Annotated in this window: 16 protein-coding genes and 3 pseudogenes; 14 read left to right on the top strand and 5 right to left on the bottom strand. The window is 49.1% G+C overall.

Annotated elements, in window-relative coordinates:
• Positions 1–305: alpha/beta hydrolase family protein (locus JCM12259_RS14980; protein ID WP_036888930.1), on the top strand; the 305-nt coding region annotated here is incomplete at its 5' end.
• Positions 306–673: 368 nt separating this feature from the next.
• Here JCM12259_RS14980 and JCM12259_RS09955 read toward each other — a convergent pair.
• The 4 genes and pseudogenes from JCM12259_RS09955 to dxs form a co-directional block, all read right to left on the bottom strand.
• A complete protein-coding gene (locus JCM12259_RS09955) occupies positions 674–1,636 on the bottom strand; it encodes a type I phosphomannose isomerase catalytic subunit (RefSeq protein WP_025066354.1) in 963 nt (320 codons plus the stop codon).
• Positions 1,637–1,672: 36 nt separating this feature from the next.
• A complete protein-coding gene (locus tag JCM12259_RS09950) occupies positions 1,673–3,130 on the bottom strand; it encodes a TrkH family potassium uptake protein (RefSeq protein WP_025066353.1) in 1,458 nt (485 codons plus the stop codon).
• A 2-nt stretch (positions 3,131–3,132) separates the two neighbouring features.
• Entirely contained in the window at positions 3,133–4,476 is a 1,344-nt protein-coding gene (gene trkA, locus JCM12259_RS09945) for a Trk system potassium transporter TrkA (protein WP_025066352.1), read from the bottom strand.
• A gap of 2 nt (positions 4,477–4,478) precedes the next feature.
• Positions 4,479–6,371: pseudogene (gene dxs, locus JCM12259_RS14975) on the bottom strand (1-deoxy-D-xylulose-5-phosphate synthase).
• Between the two features lie 631 nt (positions 6,372–7,002).
• Here dxs and JCM12259_RS09935 point away from each other — a divergent pair.
• From JCM12259_RS09935 to JCM12259_RS09875, 13 genes and pseudogenes are all read left to right on the top strand, one after another.
• A complete protein-coding gene (locus JCM12259_RS09935) occupies positions 7,003–7,227 on the top strand; it encodes a hypothetical protein (RefSeq protein WP_025066351.1) in 225 nt (74 codons plus the stop codon).
• A gap of 26 nt (positions 7,228–7,253) precedes the next feature.
• Positions 7,254–8,903: a hypothetical protein gene (locus JCM12259_RS09930; protein WP_148299615.1), complete on the top strand. Its 1,650-nt coding sequence runs from the start codon at positions 7,254–7,256 to the stop codon at positions 8,901–8,903.
• A 163-nt stretch (positions 8,904–9,066) separates the two neighbouring features.
• Positions 9,067–9,486, top strand: a complete 420-nt coding sequence (locus tag JCM12259_RS09925) for an HU family DNA-binding protein (RefSeq protein ID WP_025066349.1) — start codon at positions 9,067–9,069, stop codon at positions 9,484–9,486.
• A 173-nt stretch (positions 9,487–9,659) separates the two neighbouring features.
• Positions 9,660–10,334, top strand: coding sequence for a tRNA (guanosine(37)-N1)-methyltransferase TrmD (gene trmD, locus JCM12259_RS09920; protein WP_025066348.1), 675 nt, complete (start codon positions 9,660–9,662; stop codon positions 10,332–10,334).
• Between the two features lie 54 nt (positions 10,335–10,388).
• A complete protein-coding gene (locus tag JCM12259_RS09915) occupies positions 10,389–11,294 on the top strand; it encodes a homoserine O-succinyltransferase (RefSeq protein WP_025066347.1) in 906 nt (301 codons plus the stop codon).
• Positions 11,281–13,154 (top strand): annotated as a pseudogene (locus tag JCM12259_RS14970) (peptidase U32 family protein). Before JCM12259_RS09915 ends, JCM12259_RS14970 begins: the two are co-directional and overlap by 14 nt.
• Positions 13,141–14,145: a zinc ribbon domain-containing protein gene (locus tag JCM12259_RS09905; RefSeq protein WP_025066346.1), complete on the top strand. Its 1,005-nt coding sequence runs from the start codon at positions 13,141–13,143 to the stop codon at positions 14,143–14,145. Before JCM12259_RS14970 ends, JCM12259_RS09905 begins: the two are co-directional and overlap by 14 nt.
• A gap of 361 nt (positions 14,146–14,506) precedes the next feature.
• On the top strand, positions 14,507–16,009 hold the full coding sequence (locus JCM12259_RS09900; RefSeq protein WP_025066345.1) for a hypothetical protein: 1,503 nt from the start codon (positions 14,507–14,509) through the stop codon (positions 16,007–16,009).
• A 30-nt stretch (positions 16,010–16,039) separates the two neighbouring features.
• A complete protein-coding gene (locus JCM12259_RS09895) occupies positions 16,040–16,483 on the top strand; it encodes a hypothetical protein (RefSeq protein WP_025066344.1) in 444 nt (147 codons plus the stop codon).
• A gap of 184 nt (positions 16,484–16,667) precedes the next feature.
• A complete protein-coding gene (locus JCM12259_RS09890) occupies positions 16,668–18,152 on the top strand; it encodes a hypothetical protein (RefSeq protein ID WP_051559328.1) in 1,485 nt (494 codons plus the stop codon).
• A gap of 10 nt (positions 18,153–18,162) precedes the next feature.
• Positions 18,163–21,642, top strand: coding sequence for a hypothetical protein (locus JCM12259_RS09885; RefSeq protein WP_025066342.1), 3,480 nt, complete (start codon positions 18,163–18,165; stop codon positions 21,640–21,642).
• Positions 21,643–22,212: a hypothetical protein gene (locus JCM12259_RS09880; RefSeq protein WP_025066341.1), complete on the top strand. Its 570-nt coding sequence runs from the start codon at positions 21,643–21,645 to the stop codon at positions 22,210–22,212.
• Between the two features lie 28 nt (positions 22,213–22,240).
• The gene (locus JCM12259_RS09875) at positions 22,241–23,056 is read left to right on the top strand and encodes a zinc ribbon domain-containing protein (protein WP_025066340.1); all 816 of its coding nucleotides are present in this window, start codon (positions 22,241–22,243) and stop codon (positions 23,054–23,056) included.
• A gap of 103 nt (positions 23,057–23,159) precedes the next feature.
• On the opposite strand, the pseudogene JCM12259_RS16770 reads toward JCM12259_RS09875, so the two are convergent.
• Positions 23,160–23,340: pseudogene (locus tag JCM12259_RS16770) on the bottom strand (DUF6261 family protein); the annotation flags it as partial.

Genomic DNA, 23,340 nt, shown 5'->3' with positions numbered 1-23,340 from the left:
CGCGTAAGGATCTCTATGTAGATCACAGTCCGCTGTTCAATGCGGATAAAATCCACACACCTTTGTTGTTTCTTCATGGCACAAGCGACACCAATGTGCCTATCGGAGAGAGCATTCAGATGTTTACCGCATTGAAATTGCTGGGGCGTCCCACTGCTTTCGTTGCCGTAGAAGGCGAAGATCACTGGATCATGGATTACAGAAAGCGTGTCAAGTGGCAAAACACCATCTTCGCATGGTTTGCCAAATGGCTTAAAAACGATCCCGCTTGGTGGAATGATATGTATCGTGAGAAGCCGCTCTGAGGCTTAGCCAACAGGGATCGTTGACAGTTATTGCTTTCCAATTAACTGTCAATCATTGTACGAAAGGCGTTAGTTACTCTACAACTAACGCCTTTTTGTTATTTAACAAGTACTATCGTGTTGAGCAACAAGTACTATCGTGTTGGGTAACAAGTACTATCGTGTTGGGTAACAAGTACTATCGTGCTGAGCAGATTCAATTTTACACGGGTGTAAATTCAATTTTACACGGGAGTAAATTTAATTTTACACGGGTGTAAATTTGGATTTACACCCGTGCACTTATCAACTCTGATATTTGAGTGGCGGTTAGTTGCGCTTTGCGAAGATACTTTGCGTGGGAATTTATTAGCTTTCCACGTGCTGATTCACACGTAGGTTTCAAGAAACTTGACAGTTCCCTCAACCTTTAAAGTCTTGGTCGTGGCAGGAACCAACACTGATTCGCCGGCCTGCAGCGTGAAGGTGTTTCCCTTATTGTCGGTAAATGTGCCGGCGCCTTTGATGCCGATAAAAATGACGAAACTGTCGAGTGCAGAATAATCGAGCGTCATCGGCTTGTCGAGATCATACACTGCGGTGCAGAAATAGGGACAACGCACGAGCGAAACACCTTGATTTCGCTGCGGCACATACGTCGTTCGATAATCTTTCTCAACGTTATAATTAATACATTCGGCCGCTTCTTTGGTGTGAAGTTGCCGATAATTGCCGTCCTTGTCTTTGCGTTTGAAATCGTAAATGCGGTAAGTCACATCGCTGGTTTGCTGGATTTCGGCCAGGAAACACCCTGCTCCGATACTGTGAATGCGGCCTGCGGGGAGGAAGAAACAATCCCCTTCTTTCACGGCATAGTCTGCAATGGCATCACAAATCGTATCGTTTGCCACCATTGCTTTATATTGGTCGGGGGTGATCTGTTGCTTCAAACCCGAGCGGAGATGTGCTTCGGGCTCCGATTCCATCACATACCACATCTCGGTTTTGCCACGGGGCTTACCCTGCTTGTGTGCCATTTCGTCGGTGGGATGCACTTGAATGGAAAGGTCTTGGCGTGCATCGATAAACTTGATCAGCAAAGGGAAGTCGTTACCGAACCGCTTGTAGTTTTCGGCTCCGATGAGTTGATCCTTCAACTCGGCTACTACATCGTTTAATTTACGTCCTTTGTACTGGCCGTCGGCAATGATCGACTCGTTGTCTTTCACTCCTGAGATCTCCCAACTCTCGCCAACATTCTCGATGTTATCCGTCAGATGTTTGAACGGTATGATCTTATCGCCACCCCAAATGGTTTGTTTGAGCAGCGGATTGAATTTAAAAGGTGTCATCGTCTTTTTTATTTTAGGAAATTATTTATTGTTATGTCAGTTCTTATTCCAAAACTCCGGGGTGAAGATCACCAATACGCTGAATATCTCCAAACGACCGACAAGCATCAGCAGTGAACACATCCATTTGGCAAAGTCGGGTAACATGCTCCATGACATAGTTGGTCCGATCTCGATACCCAGTGTCGGACCTACATTGCCGAGTGCACTCAGGGTAATGGTAATGGCATTGGTGTTGTCGATTCCGAAGGCTATCATCGTGAAAGAGCAGATCAGACAGAGGATGAGATAGACCGCGAGGAAAGCCAACAGCGTGACGCGCTTAGATTGTTCGATGTTTACGCCGTCTATCTTCAATGGCAGAACGGCGTTGGGATGCAGGATTCGGCGAAACTCATTCTTGATGATTTTGACCAGCATCACGCCTCGAATGCATTTCAATCCGCCACTCGTGCTTCCCGAGCAGGCACCGAAAAACATACAAAGAGCCAACACCACCCACGTGACGTGCGGCCACTGTCCGGCGTCGTCGTTGAATAATCCGGTTGTGGTGATGAATGATACCACCTGGAAAATACCGCAACGGAAAGCATGTTCGATGTCGTAACCGCGGCGGGTGATGAGTTCGATCATAATGAATGCTGTAAAACCGAGCACCAGCATCAGGTAAAACCTGAACTCGGCATTCTTGAATAGCGAACCGGGACGAAACTTAACGACGGCTGCATAAAGTAGTGTGAAGTTTACACCGGACAAGAAACAGAAAAGGGTATTGGCATATTCCAACGCGGGTGAACGGAAGAACTCTGTGCTGGTGTTGTGTGTAGAAAACCCACCGGTGGCTGTGGTGGTCATCGCATAGTTTAAACTGTCAAACCATCCCATTCCAAAGAGGAAGTAAGTGCCGATACAGGCGATGGTCAACACGAGATATATGGTCCATATCCATTTAGCACTGGTGCTCAACCGAGGATGTAACTTGCTTTTGATAGGTCCTGTGGCTTCGGCGGCAAACACCCTGACAGACCCTCCGACCAGCGAAGGCAACAGCGCAATGGTGAAAAACACGATTCCCAATCCACCGATCCACTGAGTCAGCGAACGCCAAAAGAGGAGTCCATGGGGCAACACTTCTACATTGTCTAAGATCGTTGCACCGGTGGTGGTGAAGCCCGACATCGTTTCGAAGTAGGCATCCGTAAAGTTCGTGATATACCCGCTAATGAGAAACGGTAGTGTACCGAAGAGACTGAATATCACCCAAGAGAGTGTCACCACAAGATAAGCATCGCGCCGACCCATCGCGTTGTCAGCTCCATAGCCCTTGTGTTTGAAGACAAAGCCAAACAATGTCGTGGTGATTGCAGAAATCAAGAAAGCGATGATATCGTCCTCGTTATAATAAAAAGACATCCCCAGACAGATCAACAGCAGCGCAGCCTCAATAAACAGCAACGAACCTAAGATCTTATAGACTATTTTCCCGTTGATCATGGCTATATGAAGAATTTCTCTATCTTGGTCATTCCGAGATTATTGCAGAACACCATCACTGTGTCGCCGGCCTCGATCTGGGTGTTACCCGACACGAGCTGTCCCTCGCCATTGCGCACCAAACCGCCGATGGTCATCCCCGCAGGGAGTCCCAAGTCTTTGACCGGCTTACGGGTTACTTTCGACCCCGGCACAGGAATAAACTCGGCTACGTCGGCATTGGTAGCCGTGAGAAATCTGACGTTGTGCACATTGGCATCGAGCATCATCTGATATATATGGCTTGCGGCAATAGCTTTCTTATTGATGATGGTTCCGATATCGAAGCTCTCGGCCATATCTATATAGTCGATGTTGTCGACCATCGCCACGGTCTTCCTCACCCCCATACGTTTAGCCGTCAGACAAGCCAGGATGTTGGTCTCGGCATTGCCGGTCATGGCCACGAAAGCCTGGGTGTTTCTGATTCCCTCATCCACGAGCAACGACACATCCCGGCCGTCGGCATTGATGACCAGCGTGTGGCTATCGTCAAGGATCTCGTTGAGCTGCTCACACCGGTGCTCATCTCTCTCGATGATCTTGACTTCCATATAGTCAGGAATACTTTGAATCGCGCGTACGGTAGTATTGCCGCCGCCCATAATCATCACATTCTTCACGTCTACATAATGTTCCTTACCCACTATTTTACGCACGTAAGGGATATAGTTGCGTGTGGTCATAAAGTAAGCAACATCATAGAGCTTCAGTTCATCGTTACCGCCAGGTATGATTGTGTCTTGACCGCGCTTGATGGCCACCACATGATAAGGATCGTCCGGGCCGCAGAGGTCTTTGAGCGGCTGATTAAGGATTTCGCAACTCTCACGCAGTTTGATGCCAAGCATCACGAGTACACCATTGTGCACATCCCATCGTTGCCGCACCCAACTCATCTTCAAGCCATTGGCGATATCCTTAGCTGCCAGTTCTTCGGGATAGATCAGCGAACTGATCCCCATTTGCTTGAACACCTCCTCGTTTTCGGGGCGCAGGTATTCACAGTTATCTATGCGCGCCACGGTCTTCTTGGCGCCGAACGCGTGGGCCAAAGAGCAGGCCGTGATGTTCTGATATTCGTTGGGTGTCACTGCTATAAACAAGTCGGTGCTCGACACGCGAGCCTCTTTCAGCGTACGAATACAGGTGGGCGAAGCATGGATGGTGAGCAGATCAAAGTCGCTGCGGAGTCTTTCGAGATTCTCCTCGTTCTCGTCAATCAGCGTGATCTCCTGGTTATTACGTGATAAGAGTTTGGCCAAATGTGTCCCGATGGCATAAGCGCCAACGATGATAATCTTCATATCTAATCCTCATTCATAATGTTGTTCTTGATGCTTTCGACGTCGAGCCCGACAATCTCATACAGTTGCTCCACACTGCCGTGTTCAACAAAGTTGTCGTCGATCCCCATCCGCGTAATCTGCGGACGATAGTTGTGGTCGCTCATCCATTCCAATACGGCCGAACCGAAGCCGCCATTGCGCATGCCGTCTTCGATGGTGATGATGCGGCCGAATCGTGCACCGATCTCGGACAGCAGTGCCTCGTCCAACGGTTTGATATACCGCATATCATAATGAGCACACTGCGTGCACCGTTCAGAGACCGGATCGCCTCTTCCACACGATTGCCTATCGGTCCGACACTCAACACGGCCACATCGGTTCCGTCACGAAGCCGCCTGCCGGTGCCCACGGGTACTTCTTCTAACGGGCACTTCCAATCGATGAGTACACCTCGGCCGCGGGGATAACGAATCACGAAGGCGCCCTTATCGGGCAGTTGGGCCGTGTACATCAGGCGCCGAAGCTCGTGTTCATCCATCGGACTGGCGATCGTGAGGTGGGGGATGGAGCGCAGCGCGGCGATATCGAACACGCCGTGATGCGTCGGGCCATCTTCGCCCACGAGCCCGGCCCGATCCAAGCAGAGGACCACCGGCAGATTGAGTAACGCCACGTCGTGAATCACATTGTCGTAAGCGCGCTGTGAGAACGAGCTGTATATGTTGCAGAAAGGCACCAGCATCCTTAGCCATGCCGCCCGAGAACGTCACGGCATGTCCCTCGGCGATACCTACGTCGAATGTGCGGTCGGGCATTTCCTTCATCATGATGTTCATCGAACAGCCCGTTGGCATAGCCGGCGTCACTCCGACGATCTTCGGATTGCTCCGAGCCAGTTCCAAGAGCGTGTGACCGAAGACATCCTGAAAGCGTGGCGGTTCATGATCGTTGGTTTGGGTGAGTCGTTCGCCCGTGGCGGGATCAAACTTGCCGGGTGCATGCCAGATGGTCGCCTCTTTTTCGGCAGGCTCAAAGCCTTTACCCTTGGTGGTGTGTAGATGCAGCAACTTGGGGCCTTTCATCTCTTTCAGCTGGCGAAACACACGGACGATCTCTTTGATGTTATGCCCGTCAAACGGTCCGAAGTAACGGATGTTCATGCCCTCGAAGATGTTTTGCTGGTGACTGAGGGCCGACTTGATGGCGTTGTTTAGCCTGAGAATACCCTTCTTGCGACTCTCACTGAGATAACCCTTGCTGTGCAACCATTGCGACGCCTTGAAGCGCATCCGATTGTATGTTTCGTTGGTGTCCAAATAAAGGAGATATTTCTCCATGCCACCCACGGCTCTGTCGATGCTCATATCGTTGTCATTGAGCACGATCAGAAGGTCGTTCGGTGTCGACGACACATTGTTCAGCCCCTCAAAAGCGAGCCCACCACTCATGGCCCCATCGCCGATCACAGCCACAACGTGGCGCGCGGCCTGTCCCGTCTTTTTGGCAGCAACAGCCATTCCCAGCGCGGCCGAAATCGAGTTGGAAGCGTGCCCGCAGGTGAACGTGTCGTATTCGCTTTCCACTGGTGTGGGAAACGGACGCACCCCGTGCAGCTTGCGATTGGTGCAGAAGGCCTCACGTCGCCCCGTCAGCATTTTGTGCCCGTAAGCCTGGTGACCCACATCCCACACGATTCGGTCGTCGGGCGTATCAAAAACATAATGCAAGGCCACCGTGATCTCGATGGCTCCCAGGCTCGAAGCCAGGTGTCCCGGATTGACCGACACCTTATTAATAATATCTCGGCGCAGTTCGTCGCACAACTCCGGCAGTTGTTCGATGCTCAGCTTCCGCAAGTCGGTCGGAAGCTTAATATGATCAAGGAGTTCAAATTGTTCTTTTTCTTCCATCATCAGTAATGAATCGCCTTGCAAAGATACAAAGTTTTTCTTACCTGCTCATATAAAGCACCATAGATTTTGAAAGGGCTGCCTGAGAAGTATACGACTTGTGCCCCACAACTCCCATTGGGCTGCCCCACAAGTATACGACTTCTCAATAGGCATACCCCCATCACATCTCTTGTCAGAAGGTTGAGATGCGAATGCGTCATCATCAAAGAATCATATTATTTATATAAGAAATGTTTGCTGCTTTAATAGATTTTATTTACCTTTGCCCCCGGTTTCTTTTTCCTTAGCCCCCTAAGTTAGGGGGATAGGGGTCTGAACAATTAAAGAATTAAAGATATGACAATAAGAACAAATATAAACAGCAACAATAAGGGCATGCAAAAGAGCACCAATTCTCTTGCATCTTTTAACGCTTTATATTTGCATATCTCGGAAAAAGTCTTAACACACACATCGCACCTGGCGTAGACACCTTCGCGGCTTCACCTTACGCGCGCGCGAGGGAAGACGGCTAAACGTCTATCAACAAAGGGCTCACGAGAGTTCCCTTTGTTCGCCTTTTCATATCCTTTTGTCAACTCGGCAAGAGGGAAAACTTCACGAATTGTTCACTCAAAACATAGCGATTATGAAACAAAATCAATTAGAGAGATGGGCTTACGCGAAGCCCGCAATCAATGTCTGCGGGTTGCAGACAGAGAGCTTATTACAAACATTCAGCGGCCAACACAATCCCGGGCATCATGGCACAGGGCCGAGTTCGGCTAAACAAGGATGGTTTGATGAGGAAGAAGAGGAAAGCCTCATCCCCAGCTCATCTTCCGAGGGAGGAAACTCATTATGGAACGAATAAAAACCCAATTAAAAGAACAAGTAACAATGAACAAGAACAAAACAAAATGGATATTTGCAGCCACGCTGTTATTGGCAACAGCTTGCGCAAGCGATGATACCACACAGACTGGCGAACAAAAGAATGAGCCAAACACCAAAGGCTATACCACCTTTGTGGCAGGCAAAGAGTCCACACAGACTCGCACTTCACTTGACTACGATACGGGTAATTTCTTTTGGGAGAGCGGCGACAACATCTTTGTGAAAGACGATGCCGGTATATGGCAGACCGGCAGCAATGCCGTGAGTGGCACCGAAAAATCTTATTATAAGTTTCTGCTTTCGGGTGCCTTTGCCGGGACGAGCTACACCGTGTTCTACCCCGGTAAGAATGGCACCAATGACCAAGTAACGATTGCTACAGCACAGACACAAGCTACGCCTGCCGACACCAAACATCTCGGCGAAGCAGGAGACTGTGGCATCGGCACTGCCACAGGTTCGAGTGCCGGCTTCGGCTTTAAGCTCAATCACAAAGCCGCTATCCTCGTGTTCCAACCTTACACCAATGATGCGCTACTCAAAGACTGTTATCTCACAAAGATAGAAGTCATTTCAGACAACAACATCGCCGGAACCTACACCCTCGACCCGATAACCAAGAAGCTCACGGGCAGTGGTGCAAGCAACACGATCACCTTAAACACAATAGGCACAGGAGCATATTCCAATGGTTTCCCCATGACCAACACGTCAGCCAACCTCTCCACCAACGGTGCCTATATGGTGATTGCTCCGGGCCATCATAAACTTCGTATACGGTATTGGCTGATGAGTCCTACAGAACTTTACCTGGTAGGTTCTGGTCTCATGGCCCATCCTGGTCCGCTTGAGGGGACTATTACCAGAGATCTTCCGATATTCAACTATGAAGAGAATAACTATTACGACATGAGAGCCGACTTAAAGGTCGCTCATTATCCTATTTCTAATCAATATTACCTGTGGGATGCTCAACAAGAATTTTGGTATGGGCATGAGAGTGATCAACCAATGGAGAATATGATGGGTGATGCCCCTGAAAGTTTGTATCCTCAAAATAATAGTGATCCTCGATGGTACAATGAAGCTGTTTTTCCTGCTACTGCTTCTCACTCGGCTGCCACTTGCCCCAATGTGAATGAGTTATGCTGGTATGTACAAGATGGAGATCCGCATTGGGATAACAATACGCTTTGGGCCACGGGGGGACATCTTACCAAAGGTGGTATGTGGTTGAAGACGCAGACTAAAATCGCAGCAGCGAATGGTAAGAATGTAGCTGATCTGAAGATTGCAGCGCCCGATGGTATTGATCATACTACTTCAACAGCCCCTGCACAGGTGTCGAATAGCCTTATCGCCTCTGACATGCCGGATGCCAACAACATGAACAATTATTTCTATCTTCCGGCCCTTGGCCAATATGGTAAGAGTGGCGGTAATATAGTTTTCATGCAAAATGGATATCTGGGCTACTACTGGTCGAGTACACCTGCTCCCAGTCCCGTGAACTGCGCATATAGTATAGGGTTCACTAATTATACTATTTCTGTAGCAGGTTCAGGGACCGCTCAGAGTAACAATCGTAGCAGCGCTTTTCGCTTATGGAAGGCAGACGACAGCGATGGTAAGTATCGGCCGATAGGAATGTAGGAGAGGCAGCTAAGCTACCCAGCGAATGTGTCCTCGCGTACCCAGCGAATGGGTCGTGGTGTACCCAGCTGCTGGGTAGAGGAGGATACATTCGCTGGGTAGAAAACGAGAAAAGGAATGAGAATCATACATATAGTATTAACACATTAAATCACAAGTAATTATGTTAGAATTTGGCGTAAAGTCGCGCAAGGCGACTATGGGAAGTTTGAAAGGACAGACGGTGTTTATCGCTGTGCAAAAAGGACAGCAGAAGTTGACACCGGAATTGGTGCTCGAGCGCATCGTGAAAGAAACGTCGTTGAGCGAGGGCGATGCCCGCAACGTGATTATCACATTGCGCAACCTCATCATAGAGTGTGCACGGTTGGGCATCGGCATCGACCTGGGCGACATCTTCTCGATTCGCGTGGTGGTTCCCTCGAAGATGGTGGCAAAAGAGGAGGACGTGACGGCAGCGTGTCTGAAGCCTGCCAAGCTGGTGCTCACCTGGAAAGAACCTATCCGCCAGGCTTTGAAGAAGCTCGAGGTGGAAGTGGATAACCCCAAACGCAAGGAGAAAAACAAGAAGGCGAAACCGTAGAAACGGTGGAAAAGACGCAGAATGATTTAAAGATGAAAGGGTGAAAAGATGGGTGAAGGCTGTCTTTTCACCCTTTTGCTTTGCGAGAGGATGGGGAGGGCAAGATGAGGCAAACATTTTTTAACGACAAACACATGATCGGGATGTTATTTTTCACTAACTTTGTCATCACGATGAGAATAGATATTGTAACCGTATTGCCTGAAATGATTGAGGGATTCGTCAACGAATCTATTTTGGCCCGCGCACAGAAAAAGGGGTTGGCCGAGATCTGTCTGCACAATCTGCGCGATTATACACTGGACAAATGGCGGCGGGTGGATGATTATCCTTATGGCGGATTTGCCGGAATGGTGATGCAATGCGAACCTATCGACCGTTGTATTTCGGCGCTGAAAGCGGAGCGGACTTATGACGAAGTGATTTTTACGACGCCCGACGGCGAGCCTTTCAGTCAGCATGTGGCCAATGATTTGTCGCTGAAAGGGAATTTGATTATTCTTTGCGGACATTATAAGGGGATAGATCAGCGCGTGCGCGATCATTTGATCACACGCGAGATTTCTATCGGCGACTATGTTTTGACGGGTGGCGAACTGGCGGCGGCTGTCATGGCCGATGCCATTGTGCGACTGGTGCCGGGGGTGATCAGCGACGAGCAGAGTGCTTTTTCCGATTGTTTCCAGGATGATATGCTGTCGGCTCCGATTTACACACGTCCTGCCGACTATAAGGGTTGGAAAGTGCCGGATATCCTTTTGAGTGGGAACGAGGCCAAGATCAAGGATTGGGAGATCGAGCAGAGCTATGAACGCACGAAACGATTGCGCCCGGATTTGTTGAAATAGGTTGACTAATGGATAGACCTTTGTGATGTTTGTGAATACGAGAAAGGATAGAGAATGCCGCTGAAATTGCCTGATCGGTTGCCTGCGATCGAATTGTTGAAGCAGGAGAATATCTTTGTGGCGAGTCGTGTGCATGGCGGTTTGCAGCATATCCGACCTTTGAGAATCGCGATACTGAATTTGATGCCGCTGAAAGTGACGACGGAGACGGATCTGATTCGCTTGCTTTCGAACACGCCGTTGCAGATAGAAATCTGTCTGATGACGCTCAACAGTCATACGCCGAAGCATACGCCCGCGGAGCACATGAGGATGTTTTATACCGACTTTGAAGCACTTGCAGACAACGAGTTTGACGGTTTGATCGTCACGGGAGCGCCGGTCGAGATGCTGGCCTTTGAAGATGTGGATTATTGGGACGAACTAACGCGCATCTTCTCATGGTCTCGCACACACGTGAGGAGCACACTTTACATCTGTTGGGCGGCTCAAGCGGGATTGTATTATCATTATGGCATACCCAAATATCCGTTACCCAAGAAAATGTTTGGTATCTTTCGTCAGCATACGCTTCATGCGCAATTACCTATTTTTCGTGGATTTGATGACGTGTTTGACATGCCTCACAGCCGACATACGGAACTCCGGCGCGAGGACATACTTCGACGCGAAGAACTGACATTGATTGCCGAGTCGGCCGAGAGCGGTGTCAGTATGATCATGGCACGCGGAGGTCGCGAGTTTTTCATCACCGGTCATTTGGAGTATGCGCCCACGACGCTTGATGAGGAATATCGACGCGATCTCGGCAAGCGCACGGATGTGGAAATGCCACGGCATTATTACGTTGACGATAACGCTTCGAATCCTCCGTTGGTGACGTGGCGCGCGCATGCCAACTTGCTGTTTTCGAACTGGATCAATTATTATGTCTCGCATGCAAACGATTCAATCGCTTGAACTTCTGGCACCTGCAAGAATCTCGAATGCGGCATTGCTGCCATCGATCATGGTGCGGACGCCGTCTATATGGGCGCTCCCCGCTTCGGCGCGAGAGCTGCGGCAGGGAATTCCGTCGCTGACATACACCGTCTCTGCACGTATGCACACCGCTTTGCGGCACGAGTTTATGTGACGATCAACACCCTGATTTATGACGATGAATTAGCTGACACCGTGCGTTTGATTTCGGAACTCGAAACGGCCGGTGTCGATGCGTTGCTCATTCAGGATATGGGCATCCTGCGGGAGATAACCGGGAAGACGCGGTTGGCTCTTCATGCCTCGACGCAAACGGATAACCGAACGGCCGAAAAGGTGTCGTGGTTGCAGTCGTTGGGCTTTGAGCGCGCTGTTTTGGCCCGTGAATTGTCGGCCGAAGAGATTGCCGCCATCCACCATGCCGTGCCAGATATGGCGCTCGAAGTCTTCGTTCACGGTGCGCTCTGCGTGTGTTATTCAGGCGTGTGTTATGCTTCTCAACATTGTTTCAATCGTAGTGCGAATCGTGGCGAATGTGCACAGTTTTGCCGATTGAAGTTTGATCTCAAAGACGCCGACGGCCAAACGATCGAGCACCAGCGCCATTTGTTGTCGCTGAAAGATATGTGTAGGATCGAGCATATCGAACATTTGGCCGAAGCCGGTGCGTCGTCGTTCAAAATCGAGGGCCGACTGAAAGACGTGAATTACGTGAAAAACGTGGTGTCGGCATACAGTCAGCAACTTGATCAACTCGTTGCCGCGCATCCTGATCGCTATCGTCGCGCTTCTGTTGGCCGTGTTTCTTATTCCTTTACGCCCGATTTGAAGAAGACATTCAATCGCGGTTTCACCTCATATTTCATTTATGGACGTCGCGCCGACATTGCTTCTTTCGACACGCCGAAAGCCATTGGCGAACCTGTTGGACATGTCAAAGAGATTCGCAAAGACTCATTCAATGTGGCGGGCACGGCTGCTTTCACCAACGGAGACGGTCTTTGCTTCATCAATCAAGCGCGTGAATTAGAAGGATTTCGTGTCAATCGCGTTGAAGGCAATCGTTTGTTTCCGTTTAAAATGCCGCTTGATCTGCGTCCGGGAACAGCTCTTTACCGTAATAACGACCGTGCTTTTGAAGCAGCCTTGGCCCATCAGACGGCCGTCAGAAAGATTCCGGTGCGGATGATTCTTGCCCGAACGGCAGACGGATTTTCATTGCGAATCATTCCGCAAGTTGTCGGTTTCGATGTCAAAGCAGGTGAAGCCACGGTCTCTTTTGCTGCGGACACAGCGCAAAAGCCGCAATACGACAATATGGTCCGCCAGCTTTCCAAACTCGGCAATACGCCTTATGAATGCGCGGAAGTGGTGATTGAAAACGAAGCCGACCGCTTTTTCATTCCCAGTAGTCTGTTGGGTGAACTCCGACGCACAGCTATCGAGCATATTTCGATCGATTCTCCCAAGCCGAAGAAATCGCAACCACTCGATAAAGAGGTTGCAAAGGCGCGATATTGGCAGCCTGAATATCGTGCACATTCTTATCTGTTCAATGTCGCCAACACTGCTGCTCGCGATTTTTATGCAGCTCATGGCTTGGCCGACATCGATCGCGCGTTTGAGATTTCGACTGTCAAAGCTCTGTCGAAGACGGCCGAACCTCTGATCATGCAGTGTCGTTACTGTCTTAAATATTCATTAGGCGCCTGCGTGAAAAGAGGCGGAAAACGTCTCGTTTGGCGCGAACCTCTTTATTTGCAGCTGCCCGACGGCCGCCGCTTTCGCTTAGCATTCAACTGTTCCGAGTGTCAAATGAACATCTATGCAGTGCTTTAAATCCTATTTTTTTTGTCTCTTGGCGTTTTCCTTGCTGTTAATCGGCTTGTCATCATGTTATCATCAGCGATCCGAAAGCCATGATGCAACTGCCCATTACAGCGAACACCAACTCGACTCACTATCGTTCTCGGCCACGCATCATTACACCAACAATTATAACTTCGTGGTCAAAGCCGACTCATTGGTGCTCTTCCGCCAGCAACCCGAAGAGATTATCAACCATTTACCCACTGATTCGTTTGCCGTTTACAAGCATGATCATCTGGTTGTGGCCGACATTCGGATGCTGTCTGATGATCTCGCAGACTCTGTTTGGGTGCAAGTGGCCCGCGATCAATTCACGTTCGGATGGGTACACGAGTCGGATCTGCTGCCCAAAGTGGTGCCCGACGATCCTATTTCACAATTCATTTCCACCTTTTCAGATGTCCACACGCTGATCTTTTTGGTTATTATCACGCTCATCGGCATTGTCTACCTGCTCCGACAACTGCAAAGCCGATGCGCGCCTATCGTCCACTTCCGCGACATCGACTCGTTTTACCCCACGCTGTTGGCCCTCATCGTGGCATCGTCGGCCACGTTCTATGCCAGCATTCAACTCTTTGCGCCCGAGGTGTGGCAACATTTCTATTATCATCCCACGCTCAATCCTTTCTCGGTTCCACCACTTTTGGCCATTTTTTTAGCTTCGGTGTGGGCGATGTTGATTGTCGGCCTGGCTGCCGTTGACGATGTACGCCATCAGCTCCCATTCGGATTTGCGGTGATGTATCTATGCGGTTTGGCCGCTGTTTGCGCTGTCGACTATATCGTTTTCAGTCTCACCACCTTATATTATATAGGCTATCTCATCCTCATCGCCTATTGGATCTTTGCCCTCCGACGCTATTTCGCCCACAGCCGAGCCCATTACATCTGCGGCAATTGCGGTGCCAAGCTCCACCGCAAAGGTCGTTGCCCGCGTTGCGGAGCCGTGAACGGATAAGGCATCAGGGTTAATTCATCATTTTAATTGGTCTTCACGCCGACTATTGTTTCATCATCCGGCTGTGCCAATAACGTTTAGTTGGCGTGTAAATAACCGTTTATGGCACGCCGATTAACTATTAGTTAGCGTGCCAGTAGATGCTTTTCACGAGCAGATTTTTATCGATCTCGATCCTCCCTTGTCGTTTCTTGGCGAGCGATGCACCGTCGGATGTGTGTTGCTTTATATTAAATATCAATGTTAACTATTTGTAATTCAACATTTTTTCTGTACCTTTGCTGCCTAAAAGGGCGCATACCATTCACTTAATTCATGCGATGAACGTAACCGAATGTGCGCCGTTTAACGTCTAAGTGATATGGCAAGATTAAGCAAAAGTGTTTTCTTTGGACTCGTGTTGACCTTGATTGTCGGTCTGACGGGATGTGGAAACAGGCATAAGCAAGAACTGAATCATCTGTTATTGGAGCTGGCCGACGGCGACCAAATCATCGATCACAGCGACTGGATGACGATTGAGAGCTTCCTGGACGCACAGAAAAACCATTTCAAAGAGTTTTACGACGGTGACAGACTGAACGCAGAGGCTGTGAAGACGTATGTTGCCGACTTCTTTGAGCATCGTAGGCCAGCCCGCACGATCACGTTTATCGGTGTGGGAGAACAGGCGTTTTTGCGGGTTAACTTCTATTTGGAGCGATCGGGGAGTATGATCGCGTATGATGCTCCGCAGGGAGACGGTTCGTTCAAAGCTGCCATTGTGCAGATGCTGAACAATCTTCCAGGCGGCGACAACAGGATTTTTGTTGTCAACAGTACGGTGAGTGCTTATCCGCAAGGCGCGGGGAAGTTTCTTGAAGACAGCAATATTTTTGAGGCGACAAAGGGTATTGGCGATCCGGGGTACACAGACTTCGGCAAGATATTTGATACGATTCTCAACAAGACGGGCGATAACGAGCTGAGCATTTTGGTAACGGATATGATTTATTCTACGCGTTCGATGAGCGGCATCAATCCGCAGAAGGTGTTTGCCGAAGCACAGGGAATGACCAATGCCGTGTTTAAAGATGCCGTGAAGAAGAAGTCGATGCTTATTGTCAAGATGCGGGGCAGCTATAACGGAGCTTATTATCCTTATGATTCTCCGAGCAGGGGCGTGGCGTATAATGGGTATCGTCCTTACTATATCATTCTTGTGGGAAGCAATAAAAACATTGCGCGGCTGACGGTGGACAATAATTATGCCTCTTTCTCACAGTTTTCCGAGATGCGGGGGTATGAGAACGAATACCTTTTCGAGACGTCGAACATCTATCGTCCGTATTATTCTCTGCTCTTGAATAACCCTGATCTGCGGGGACGTTTCCAGCCGGAGCGTGGACAAGACACGCAGATCACGCGGATAGAAAATGTGGAGACGGATCACGATTCGGGTGATATTCGTTTGGCATTGGCCGTAGATTTGAGCAAGATGTTGATTGATCGCAACTATCTGACGGATGTTCGCAACTATCAGGTGGCATCTGATGACGTTGTGAAGATTAAAGAGATACGGCCTGTCTCGGGACGGGATATCACGCCGGCGGAGAAGAAATATATCGGTAGGGCGACGCATATCTTCATCTTGGAAATGAAAGACTGTAAGCATAATCAGAATGTTTCGATTAGGCTTCTGAATCGTTTGCCGGGCTGGGTAGCGGCTTCTTCAAGCGATGATGACACTCGTATCGGCAGCGGGACGTTTGCAACAACTACGTTCGGATTGAAGTATTTGTTGCAGGGCATTTATAATTCATATCATAAGAACGCCGCCGGTGAGCCCTATTATTTTGAATTGGAACTTAAATTAAGCAAGTAATCGTATAACGAAGACGTGTATAAAAAGGAAATGAAAAATTTTATTTTGTTGATTAGCGGACTGGTCATTACGCTGTTGTTCTTAGTTTTTCCCGCCTCGGTTTTCGAGGCTTTGTATTATGAACGTGAGTTCTCCAACGAGATGTACAACCAAAATCTCTATTTCAGCGCGGCCCTTGTTACGGCTCTTATGGCGTGGGGGGCAGCCGGAATATACTATTACATGATCGACTCTGTGCGTTTCAGCCGTTGGTATCATTGGCTGATCGCACTGGTATCGGTCGCTGTTCTTACGCCGATCATCAATTACACATATCCCAGTAATATCTTTTCGGGCGACGGATTAGACTTTGGCGGTCAGTTGTTCAGCTTCTGCATCGTCGATTTGGCAATAGAGATCGTATTGTTCGTCATCGCTTCTTTCTCTCTGCGTTGGTGGTCTGCGAATTGCCGACACACGCCGATACCGGAGTGATAGATTGATCATTGGGAATTAAGACGTGGTAATTCCTCGGTTGTAAGACGTAAACTGGTTCTTATTTCTCAATTTCTAATCTAACTAATTTCAATTTCCATTTATCAATTCTCAATTCAAACAGATGAGACTATTTCTCTTTCTTGTAGGCGGAACAGGTTCGCGCGTGATGCGTCCGTTGGTAATGCAGCTGGCAGCCGGCATCCATCCTGTAAACGAGTCGGGGTTGCCGATACCGCTCGAAATTGTTCCGATTATTGTCGATCCGCATAAAGCCAATGAAGACTTGAAGCGAACAGACAATCTGTTGCGCTGGTATAAGCAGCTCCGTAACGCCCTTTACGGTAACAATGCAGATGTACAGCGGGGCTTTTTCTCGGTGAAAATCTCGACATTGAGCGACATTCTGCCTAACGGATCGAATCTAACCGATACGTTCCTTTTCAATATGGGAGCCATCGAATCGAAGAAATTCCAAGACTTTATAGCCTATAACACCCTCGATACAAGTAATCAAGCGTTGTTCTCTATGCTGTTCTCCGACTATCAACTCGATACCAAAATGGACATCGGATTCGTGGGAAGTCCTAACATCGGGAGTGTTGCGCTTAATCAATTCAAGGATAGCGAGGAGTTCAGACAGTTCTCCAACGTGTTTCAAAAGAATGATCGTATCTTCGTGGTAAGCAGTATTTTCGGTGGAACCGGTGCTGCCGGCTACCCCATTATCGTGAAGAACATCCGCAATGCAGGTAATAATGCGATGATCAACAACCGCGGCGACTTGCGCGATGCACGCATTGGCGCACTCACGGTGTTACCTTATTTCAATGTGCAACAGGATGAAAACAGTCCGATCTCACGTGCAGATTTCATCTCAAAGACCAAGTCTGCGCTGTTCTATTACCACGATAATCTGACTGGTCTGCGGCAAAACGGCATCGATTTGCCGATGTCTAAACTCAATGCTTGTTATTATGTAGGCGACGAGGTGCCCAGTAATCCTTACTTCAATGACCCCGGCGGCAACGGTCAGCGCAATGATGCGCACGTCGTGGAGTATGTAGGTGCATTGTCGATACTCGATTTCCTGTCGCTTCCCGACGATCAATTGCAAACCGTCGGGGGAAATGCTCAGAACCCGATATATAAAGAATACGGATTAGCTAACGACAAACGAACGCTCAGTTTGAAAGACTTCGGTTTGTCGACCCGCACTTTGGTCAACCGCCAAATGGTGAAATTCCATCTCGCTTATATGTATATCACCCACCAGTTGAAAGCCGACATCGGTCGCGGTTACACCCAAGACAAACCCGAAATAACCAAGGGCTTTCTCTCGACAACGTTTTTCAACACGCTGACGGCCAACTTTTTTGTAGCTTATTTACAATGGTTGAAAGAACTGAAAGGCAATCAACGTAGTTTTGTTCCGTTCAATCTCGATGCCGTTAAACTGTCGGATGCACTGACAGACATCACACCCAAAAGCGGATTCTTTAAGTCGACGGTCGATTATAAGACCTTGTTAGCTACTTTGAACAAAGCATCTCAAAACGCAACTAAGAATTCTCGATACAGCACCGAGAAAGTTCCGCTCAAGCTGATGCAACTTCTTGACGAGACATTGGATAAGATTATCGACGAGAAATACAATTCGATTATATAAGCAAAAGGTTATGTCTAAGATATTATCATATAACAACAAGACTACGGGCGAGGGCTGGATTCCATTGAACAACCAATATAGCGCTGACGAAATCGAGATGATTTCCGACCCCAATGGCGGTCTCTCGCAGCGTCCCCGAACGGCAATCCCCTCGCCGTTTGCTCAAATGGACTTGGTGAAAAACGCTTTTAAGCGTCTCGCGATGCACGCAAATCTGCAAGGAGAAGCAATGGATGAGAAGTTGGTTGCCAATGCTTTGGACGTTGCACAACTGTTTTTCAATTATGAGGAATTGAACAATCAGGTGCGAATCGTGGAATGGAATCGTGCAACCGACCTGCAATCGCTGCAAAACGACATTCAACACCGGCTTTTGGGAGATACCGTTGCTATGTTTCTCGAACAAGACAAGGAGGCGTTTAACTTCGACAAGATGGATCGTCTCTATTTTCTTGTCTACGGAAATCAAGTTCTCGGTTGCACGTCGCCGGTCACATTGTTTATGGCTTCACCCAATGCCAAGGAGGGAATGTATCAGATTCCCGTTGAGCAAAACGTCAATTTGTTTGACCTTTGGCGGCCGCTCTATATGCGAAACGAGAAGTTCGTGAAGTACGTTTACGCTCTCTTCACGGCCTATCCCGAGTTGAAGAAGTATTGCGGGGAGGTCAATGCCTATCTGATTACCAATTTCCGACTGCTCGATCTGGCGTTGCAAAACGAGATTCTGACCAATATCGGTAATCCTGATGCTGTGGATATGGCCAACGTAGAACGTGCAAAAGATTTTCTGCGTGTGACTTATTCGCCGATGGACGAGGGCGTGCAGGCACTCGGTGTGCCGTTTTACAGAACGCGACCGGAAGACACTCGGCGAATGATTGCAGACAGTGACTTCGTTATTGTGCCCTCTCGCGATGTGCAAGAACGGCTCCCGCTGATCTTACAAAACCACTTGAATGCCCCTCAAACGGATGCTTTCAGATACATCACAGATACTTGGGACGATTCGATTGTCATCAAACCGGAAGACTATGAACTGCCTCCCGAGAAGCGAGTGCTGCCTGCCACCACCCATCAATATCCTTGGTTAACGGCCGACGACTTCTTTCAGCCATCGCTGATCAAGCTTGATTACACGGTCGATCGCGACTGTTTTTTCGACGGAAACCTGTCTGTGGGCAGTCGGGAGACTGACAATTGCGATTTCATTCTTCCCTTGAAACCGCTCTTCTTCAAGTATTTTAATGTTGAAGACCTATGGGGAACTATCGGCGGAAGACCCAAGTTCGAACTCATTCATACCGGAAGCGGGGCCGCTGAGACTGTACAGGCCATCCTGCGGATACCTGTTCAGAAGCAGGGCAGCTTCATTACGCTCGAACGAACGTATGTTGTGGCCCACAATGTCGATCTCACTTATGATGTGCGTAACGATCGCGGCTTCTTTATAACAGTTCCGTTTGCACTCTCGGTGTTCCCCTTTGTGCACACCGAAGGCTTGAAACAATACAATGTTCAGCTCGTAGATCGCGCTCTCGGGATGTTGGAGAACTATCAATTGAGTCTTGATTTCTATAAGAATGGCTTTCTTAATCGCGTTGCCGACAATGATGTCGTGATGCGAAACCGTTCTTTGAAGTCAGAGAAACGTGTGGGATCGGCTTACTATAAGCTTACAAGCGACTTCGATTATATCAATGTCACGCTGCAAGACGAACGTGGCAATCGGGTGGCCGAGGGCGCCGTGTGCCCCCGTTGGCACGATTATGTGCCCGGGCACGATGCTTTCACGTTTGCCGTCGACTTCGGAACGACTAACACGCACGTTGAATGTATGCGCTCAGACAATATGCCCGAGCCGCTGAAAGTCAGTTCTACGGCACGTGACCGGCTGCTGGCCACGCTCTACAATGGTGAAAGTATTCTCTACGATGTCATTATGAAGCAAGAGTTTTTGCCTAAAAACATCGGCGAAGACTATGGCTTTCCACAGCGCACCGTGCTCTCCGAGTGCGACCGTTTGGATGCAGAGAATGTCGATTATATCGTTGCTTTGGGCGATGCCGACATCCCGTTCATCTACGAAAAGGAAAGTGTGGGCTACGGGAATCGCATTGTTCCCAACCTGAAATGGTCTACCGAGATAGCCAATAGCAAGCGCGTGCGGGCCTATCTCACCGAATTGGCTCTGTTGATGCGTACAACTGTGCTGTTGGAGACGGGAGATCTTGCCAAGACTCGCCTCGTCTGGTTTTATCCTTTGAGTATGAAGGTGGGCAATGTACGCAAAATGGGCGAGATGTGGGCCAAGACTTTCAATGAGGTTTTTGGCGTTCCGGCCACGGAAAACAATCTGATTCAGATGCCCGAATCCGTCGCTCCCTATTACTTTTACAAGAGTTCGAGCACATTCCGAGGCTCTGCCTCGACGGTGGCAAGTATCGATATCGGCGGCGGATCGAGTGATGTAGTGGTCTTCGAGAGCAATGCACAGCAACCGACGATACTCACTTCGTTTCGCTTTGCAGCTAACGTGCTCTTTGGCGACGGCTTTTCGGAGGTGCCGCACGGCGATACCAACCCGATGCTTTGCCGATATGTGGACTACTTCAAACGACTCTTTGACGGCGATGATGATAAATACGGCGAACTGAATGGCATCCTCGACGACATCACTGCTAAGCGAAAGTCGGAAGACATCAATGCTTTCCTCTTCTCGGTCATCGCCAACAAGGTCGTGGCAGGCAACGATGTGTTCTCTTACAACCTGCGACTGAATGAAGATGGAACGCGCAAAATCATCTTCCTCTACTTCTATGTGACGCTCATTTACTATGTGGCCACGATGATGAAAGGCCGCAGATTGAGCAAGCCGCGCAGTGTAATGTTCAGCGGAACGGGCTCGAAAATACTTGACATTGTGGGCTCACAGCGCGACTTAGACCTCATTTCGCAGGCCGTTTTCGAGCGAGTCTACGGCGAAAAGTACGATACCGACGGCTTCTCTGTCGTGATGGAGAAGAACGAACCCAAGCAAATCACCTGTCGGGGAGCCCTGATGCAGGTGCGCGACAACACGGGGTGCGACAACGTGGCGGTGCTGAACCGACTGATGGACGACTTCGATAATCCGCTGAAATGCAACTATTCGATGATAGACAAAGAGCATCTTACTTACGACGATATGGACAACGCCGAGGTGAGAAGCGCAATTGTAACCCGCGTAAAGGCGTTCAACCATTTCTTCATTACGCTCTGCGAAGACATTCGTGTAGTAGATCGTTTCCTGGTCGACAACAAAGCGTTGCAGAAATTCAAGGAGTTGGTCGACAAAGACCTGGAACATCATCTCATCAATGGCTGGAATTTCATAAACAAGAATCAAGAAGATAAGAACGGAAGCGACCCGATTGAGGATACCGTTTTCTTCTATCCGATCATCGGAAGCATTCGAGACAATCTCATTGAGAACTTAAAAGAGGAATAGATGGCAAGTGTTTTTTCACGGATTTTAGGTCAACCGGCTTCCGAAGAATCGACTTCTGAGCAACAGAATGAACAGTCTGCGGTACACAAAAAACAGTTGGCAGAGATGGAAAAGCGTATTGCTGCGCTCGAAACTAAGGTGGGGCAGCTCGAGAAACAGCTCTTGGCGGCTCTGGCTTCTGCGCCTGAAAAGCAAGTCGTTGAGGTCGAATCGTCACGCCCGGCAGTACCTGTCGAGCAACCGAAGCAGCCCGTCGTCACGCAGCTTTATATGGCTGCACCCAGTGCTGACGGCACTTTCGCCGAATATTCCACAACCGAACAGGTAGGCAAAAGCATTTACCAACTTACTACTCGCAATGGCATCAGCGGCAGTTTCATTATGATCGACAGTCACGATGCTATCGCAACGGCAATGATTTCGGTGTCGCAGTTCGTCAAACCTGTGTGTAAAGTCACGGGTAACACAGCCGGTTTGCCGCGTCGCATCATCACCGAAGAAGAGGGTTTAGCCATTAGAGAGGGAACTGTTTGGCGCGTGACGAACAAAGCGCATGTGCGATTCGAGTAAGGATTAACCACAAAAGTAGTGCCGGAAAATGGAAATCAAGTGTCCAAAATGCAGATTCAAATACGATATGTATGCCGCTCCGGGCATCCGCGAGTTGGCTTGTGTGTGTCCCCGATGCGGCACACCGTTCACCTATACCATTCCTGATGACGCTGTTCGGCACGCCGGCGACAAAGTCTCTGAAAACTCCTTGGCAAACGGGGAAAGTCAAGATGCCGAACAATTAAACGTGAATCACCCTGCGATTAACGGCAAATCAGTCGACGAAAAACCGTTCAGCGCAACGCAAAAAGCTGTTAATCGCGAAAGCAATCGAGAACTCCCGTCGGCAGAGGCCCCGCAGATGGAACTCACACCCTTGGGCGAACAGTCCACAGTCGAGGGCGAATCACCGAGAAGCGGATGCTTCAAATGGGTGATTTTGCTGGTGATCGGTGTGCTCGCCGGCGTCTTTTTCGCTGCCAAAAGCTGCAGAAACGACAAGTCTTACACCGCCGAAGACATCTATACAAACACTGCCTCGGCCGAAGATTCGAATACTTCGACCATCGTCAAAGACTCCGCTTCCAAAGATCCTTTTACCGAAATCCATCCCGAGAAAGCCCCTGACTGGATCCAAGGAACATGGAGCGTGGACACGGAATTTGGCCATATCACCGTTGAAATTAAGGGCGACCGTATCTCAGAAACATCCGACGGCGAAACCGCTCACGGCCGATTCTATTACGAAGCCAGCCGTCTGAACTGCGATTATGGCGACGGCAGTATCATTATTTACAAACTTGACGAGACCCGCCGACTCATAGACGCCGGCGACGGAATGTTTATGCATCGCGTCGAGTGAAATCGTTCGACGAACATACTATCAACAACAAAAAGGGTGAAAAGACAGCGTCACCAGCCATCTTCTCACCCTTTCCGGTCTAATTAACCTTTTCACTTTTAAATCATTCTTTCACCTTTAGCTCGTCCTTCTCGCGTACAACCCACAGCGTACGCTTCGGATCGGTGCTGTAAGTCAATTCATAGGACTTCTTTTTGCCCGAACCTTGCGTCTTGCCGGTAAAGGTGAGGACGTTGGGGGCGATGCCGTTGGCTTCTTCAAATTTGCGGATCAGCGGCTCAAGC

Source organism: Hoylesella enoeca JCM 12259, from assembly GCF_000613405.1.
In the GTDB taxonomy this organism is placed as follows: Bacteria; Bacteroidota; Bacteroidia; order Bacteroidales; family Bacteroidaceae; genus Prevotella; species Prevotella enoeca.
This window is presented reverse-complemented; position numbering and strand designations above follow the sequence as displayed.

What these genes read in the sequence shown, in the direction of transcription:
- JCM12259_RS09955 (WP_025066354.1), bottom strand. Translation starts at nt 1,636, where the DNA reads ATGACACCTTTTAAATTCAATCCGCTGCTCAAACAAACCATTTGGGGT.
- JCM12259_RS09950 (WP_025066353.1), bottom strand. Translation starts at nt 3,130, where the DNA reads ATGATCAACGGGAAAATAGTCTATAAGATCTTAGGTTCGTTGCTGTTT.
- trkA (WP_025066352.1), bottom strand. Translation starts at nt 4,476, where the DNA reads ATGAAGATTATCATCGTTGGCGCTTATGCCATCGGGACACATTTGGCC.
- JCM12259_RS09935 (WP_025066351.1), top strand. Translation starts at nt 7,003, where the DNA reads ATGAAACAAAATCAATTAGAGAGATGGGCTTACGCGAAGCCCGCAATC.
- JCM12259_RS09930 (WP_148299615.1), top strand. Translation starts at nt 7,254, where the DNA reads ATGAACAAGAACAAAACAAAATGGATATTTGCAGCCACGCTGTTATTG.
- JCM12259_RS09925 (WP_025066349.1), top strand. Translation starts at nt 9,067, where the DNA reads ATGTTAGAATTTGGCGTAAAGTCGCGCAAGGCGACTATGGGAAGTTTG.
- trmD (WP_025066348.1), top strand. Translation starts at nt 9,660, where the DNA reads ATGAGAATAGATATTGTAACCGTATTGCCTGAAATGATTGAGGGATTC.
- JCM12259_RS09915 (WP_025066347.1), top strand. Translation starts at nt 10,389, where the DNA reads ATGCCGCTGAAATTGCCTGATCGGTTGCCTGCGATCGAATTGTTGAAG.
- JCM12259_RS09905 (WP_025066346.1), top strand. Translation starts at nt 13,141, where the DNA reads ATGCAGTGCTTTAAATCCTATTTTTTTTGTCTCTTGGCGTTTTCCTTG.
- JCM12259_RS09900 (WP_025066345.1), top strand. Translation starts at nt 14,507, where the DNA reads ATGGCAAGATTAAGCAAAAGTGTTTTCTTTGGACTCGTGTTGACCTTG.
- JCM12259_RS09895 (WP_025066344.1), top strand. Translation starts at nt 16,040, where the DNA reads ATGAAAAATTTTATTTTGTTGATTAGCGGACTGGTCATTACGCTGTTG.
- JCM12259_RS09890 (WP_051559328.1), top strand. Translation starts at nt 16,668, where the DNA reads ATGCAGCTGGCAGCCGGCATCCATCCTGTAAACGAGTCGGGGTTGCCG.
- JCM12259_RS09885 (WP_025066342.1), top strand. Translation starts at nt 18,163, where the DNA reads ATGTCTAAGATATTATCATATAACAACAAGACTACGGGCGAGGGCTGG.
- JCM12259_RS09880 (WP_025066341.1), top strand. Translation starts at nt 21,643, where the DNA reads ATGGCAAGTGTTTTTTCACGGATTTTAGGTCAACCGGCTTCCGAAGAA.
- JCM12259_RS09875 (WP_025066340.1), top strand. Translation starts at nt 22,241, where the DNA reads ATGGAAATCAAGTGTCCAAAATGCAGATTCAAATACGATATGTATGCC.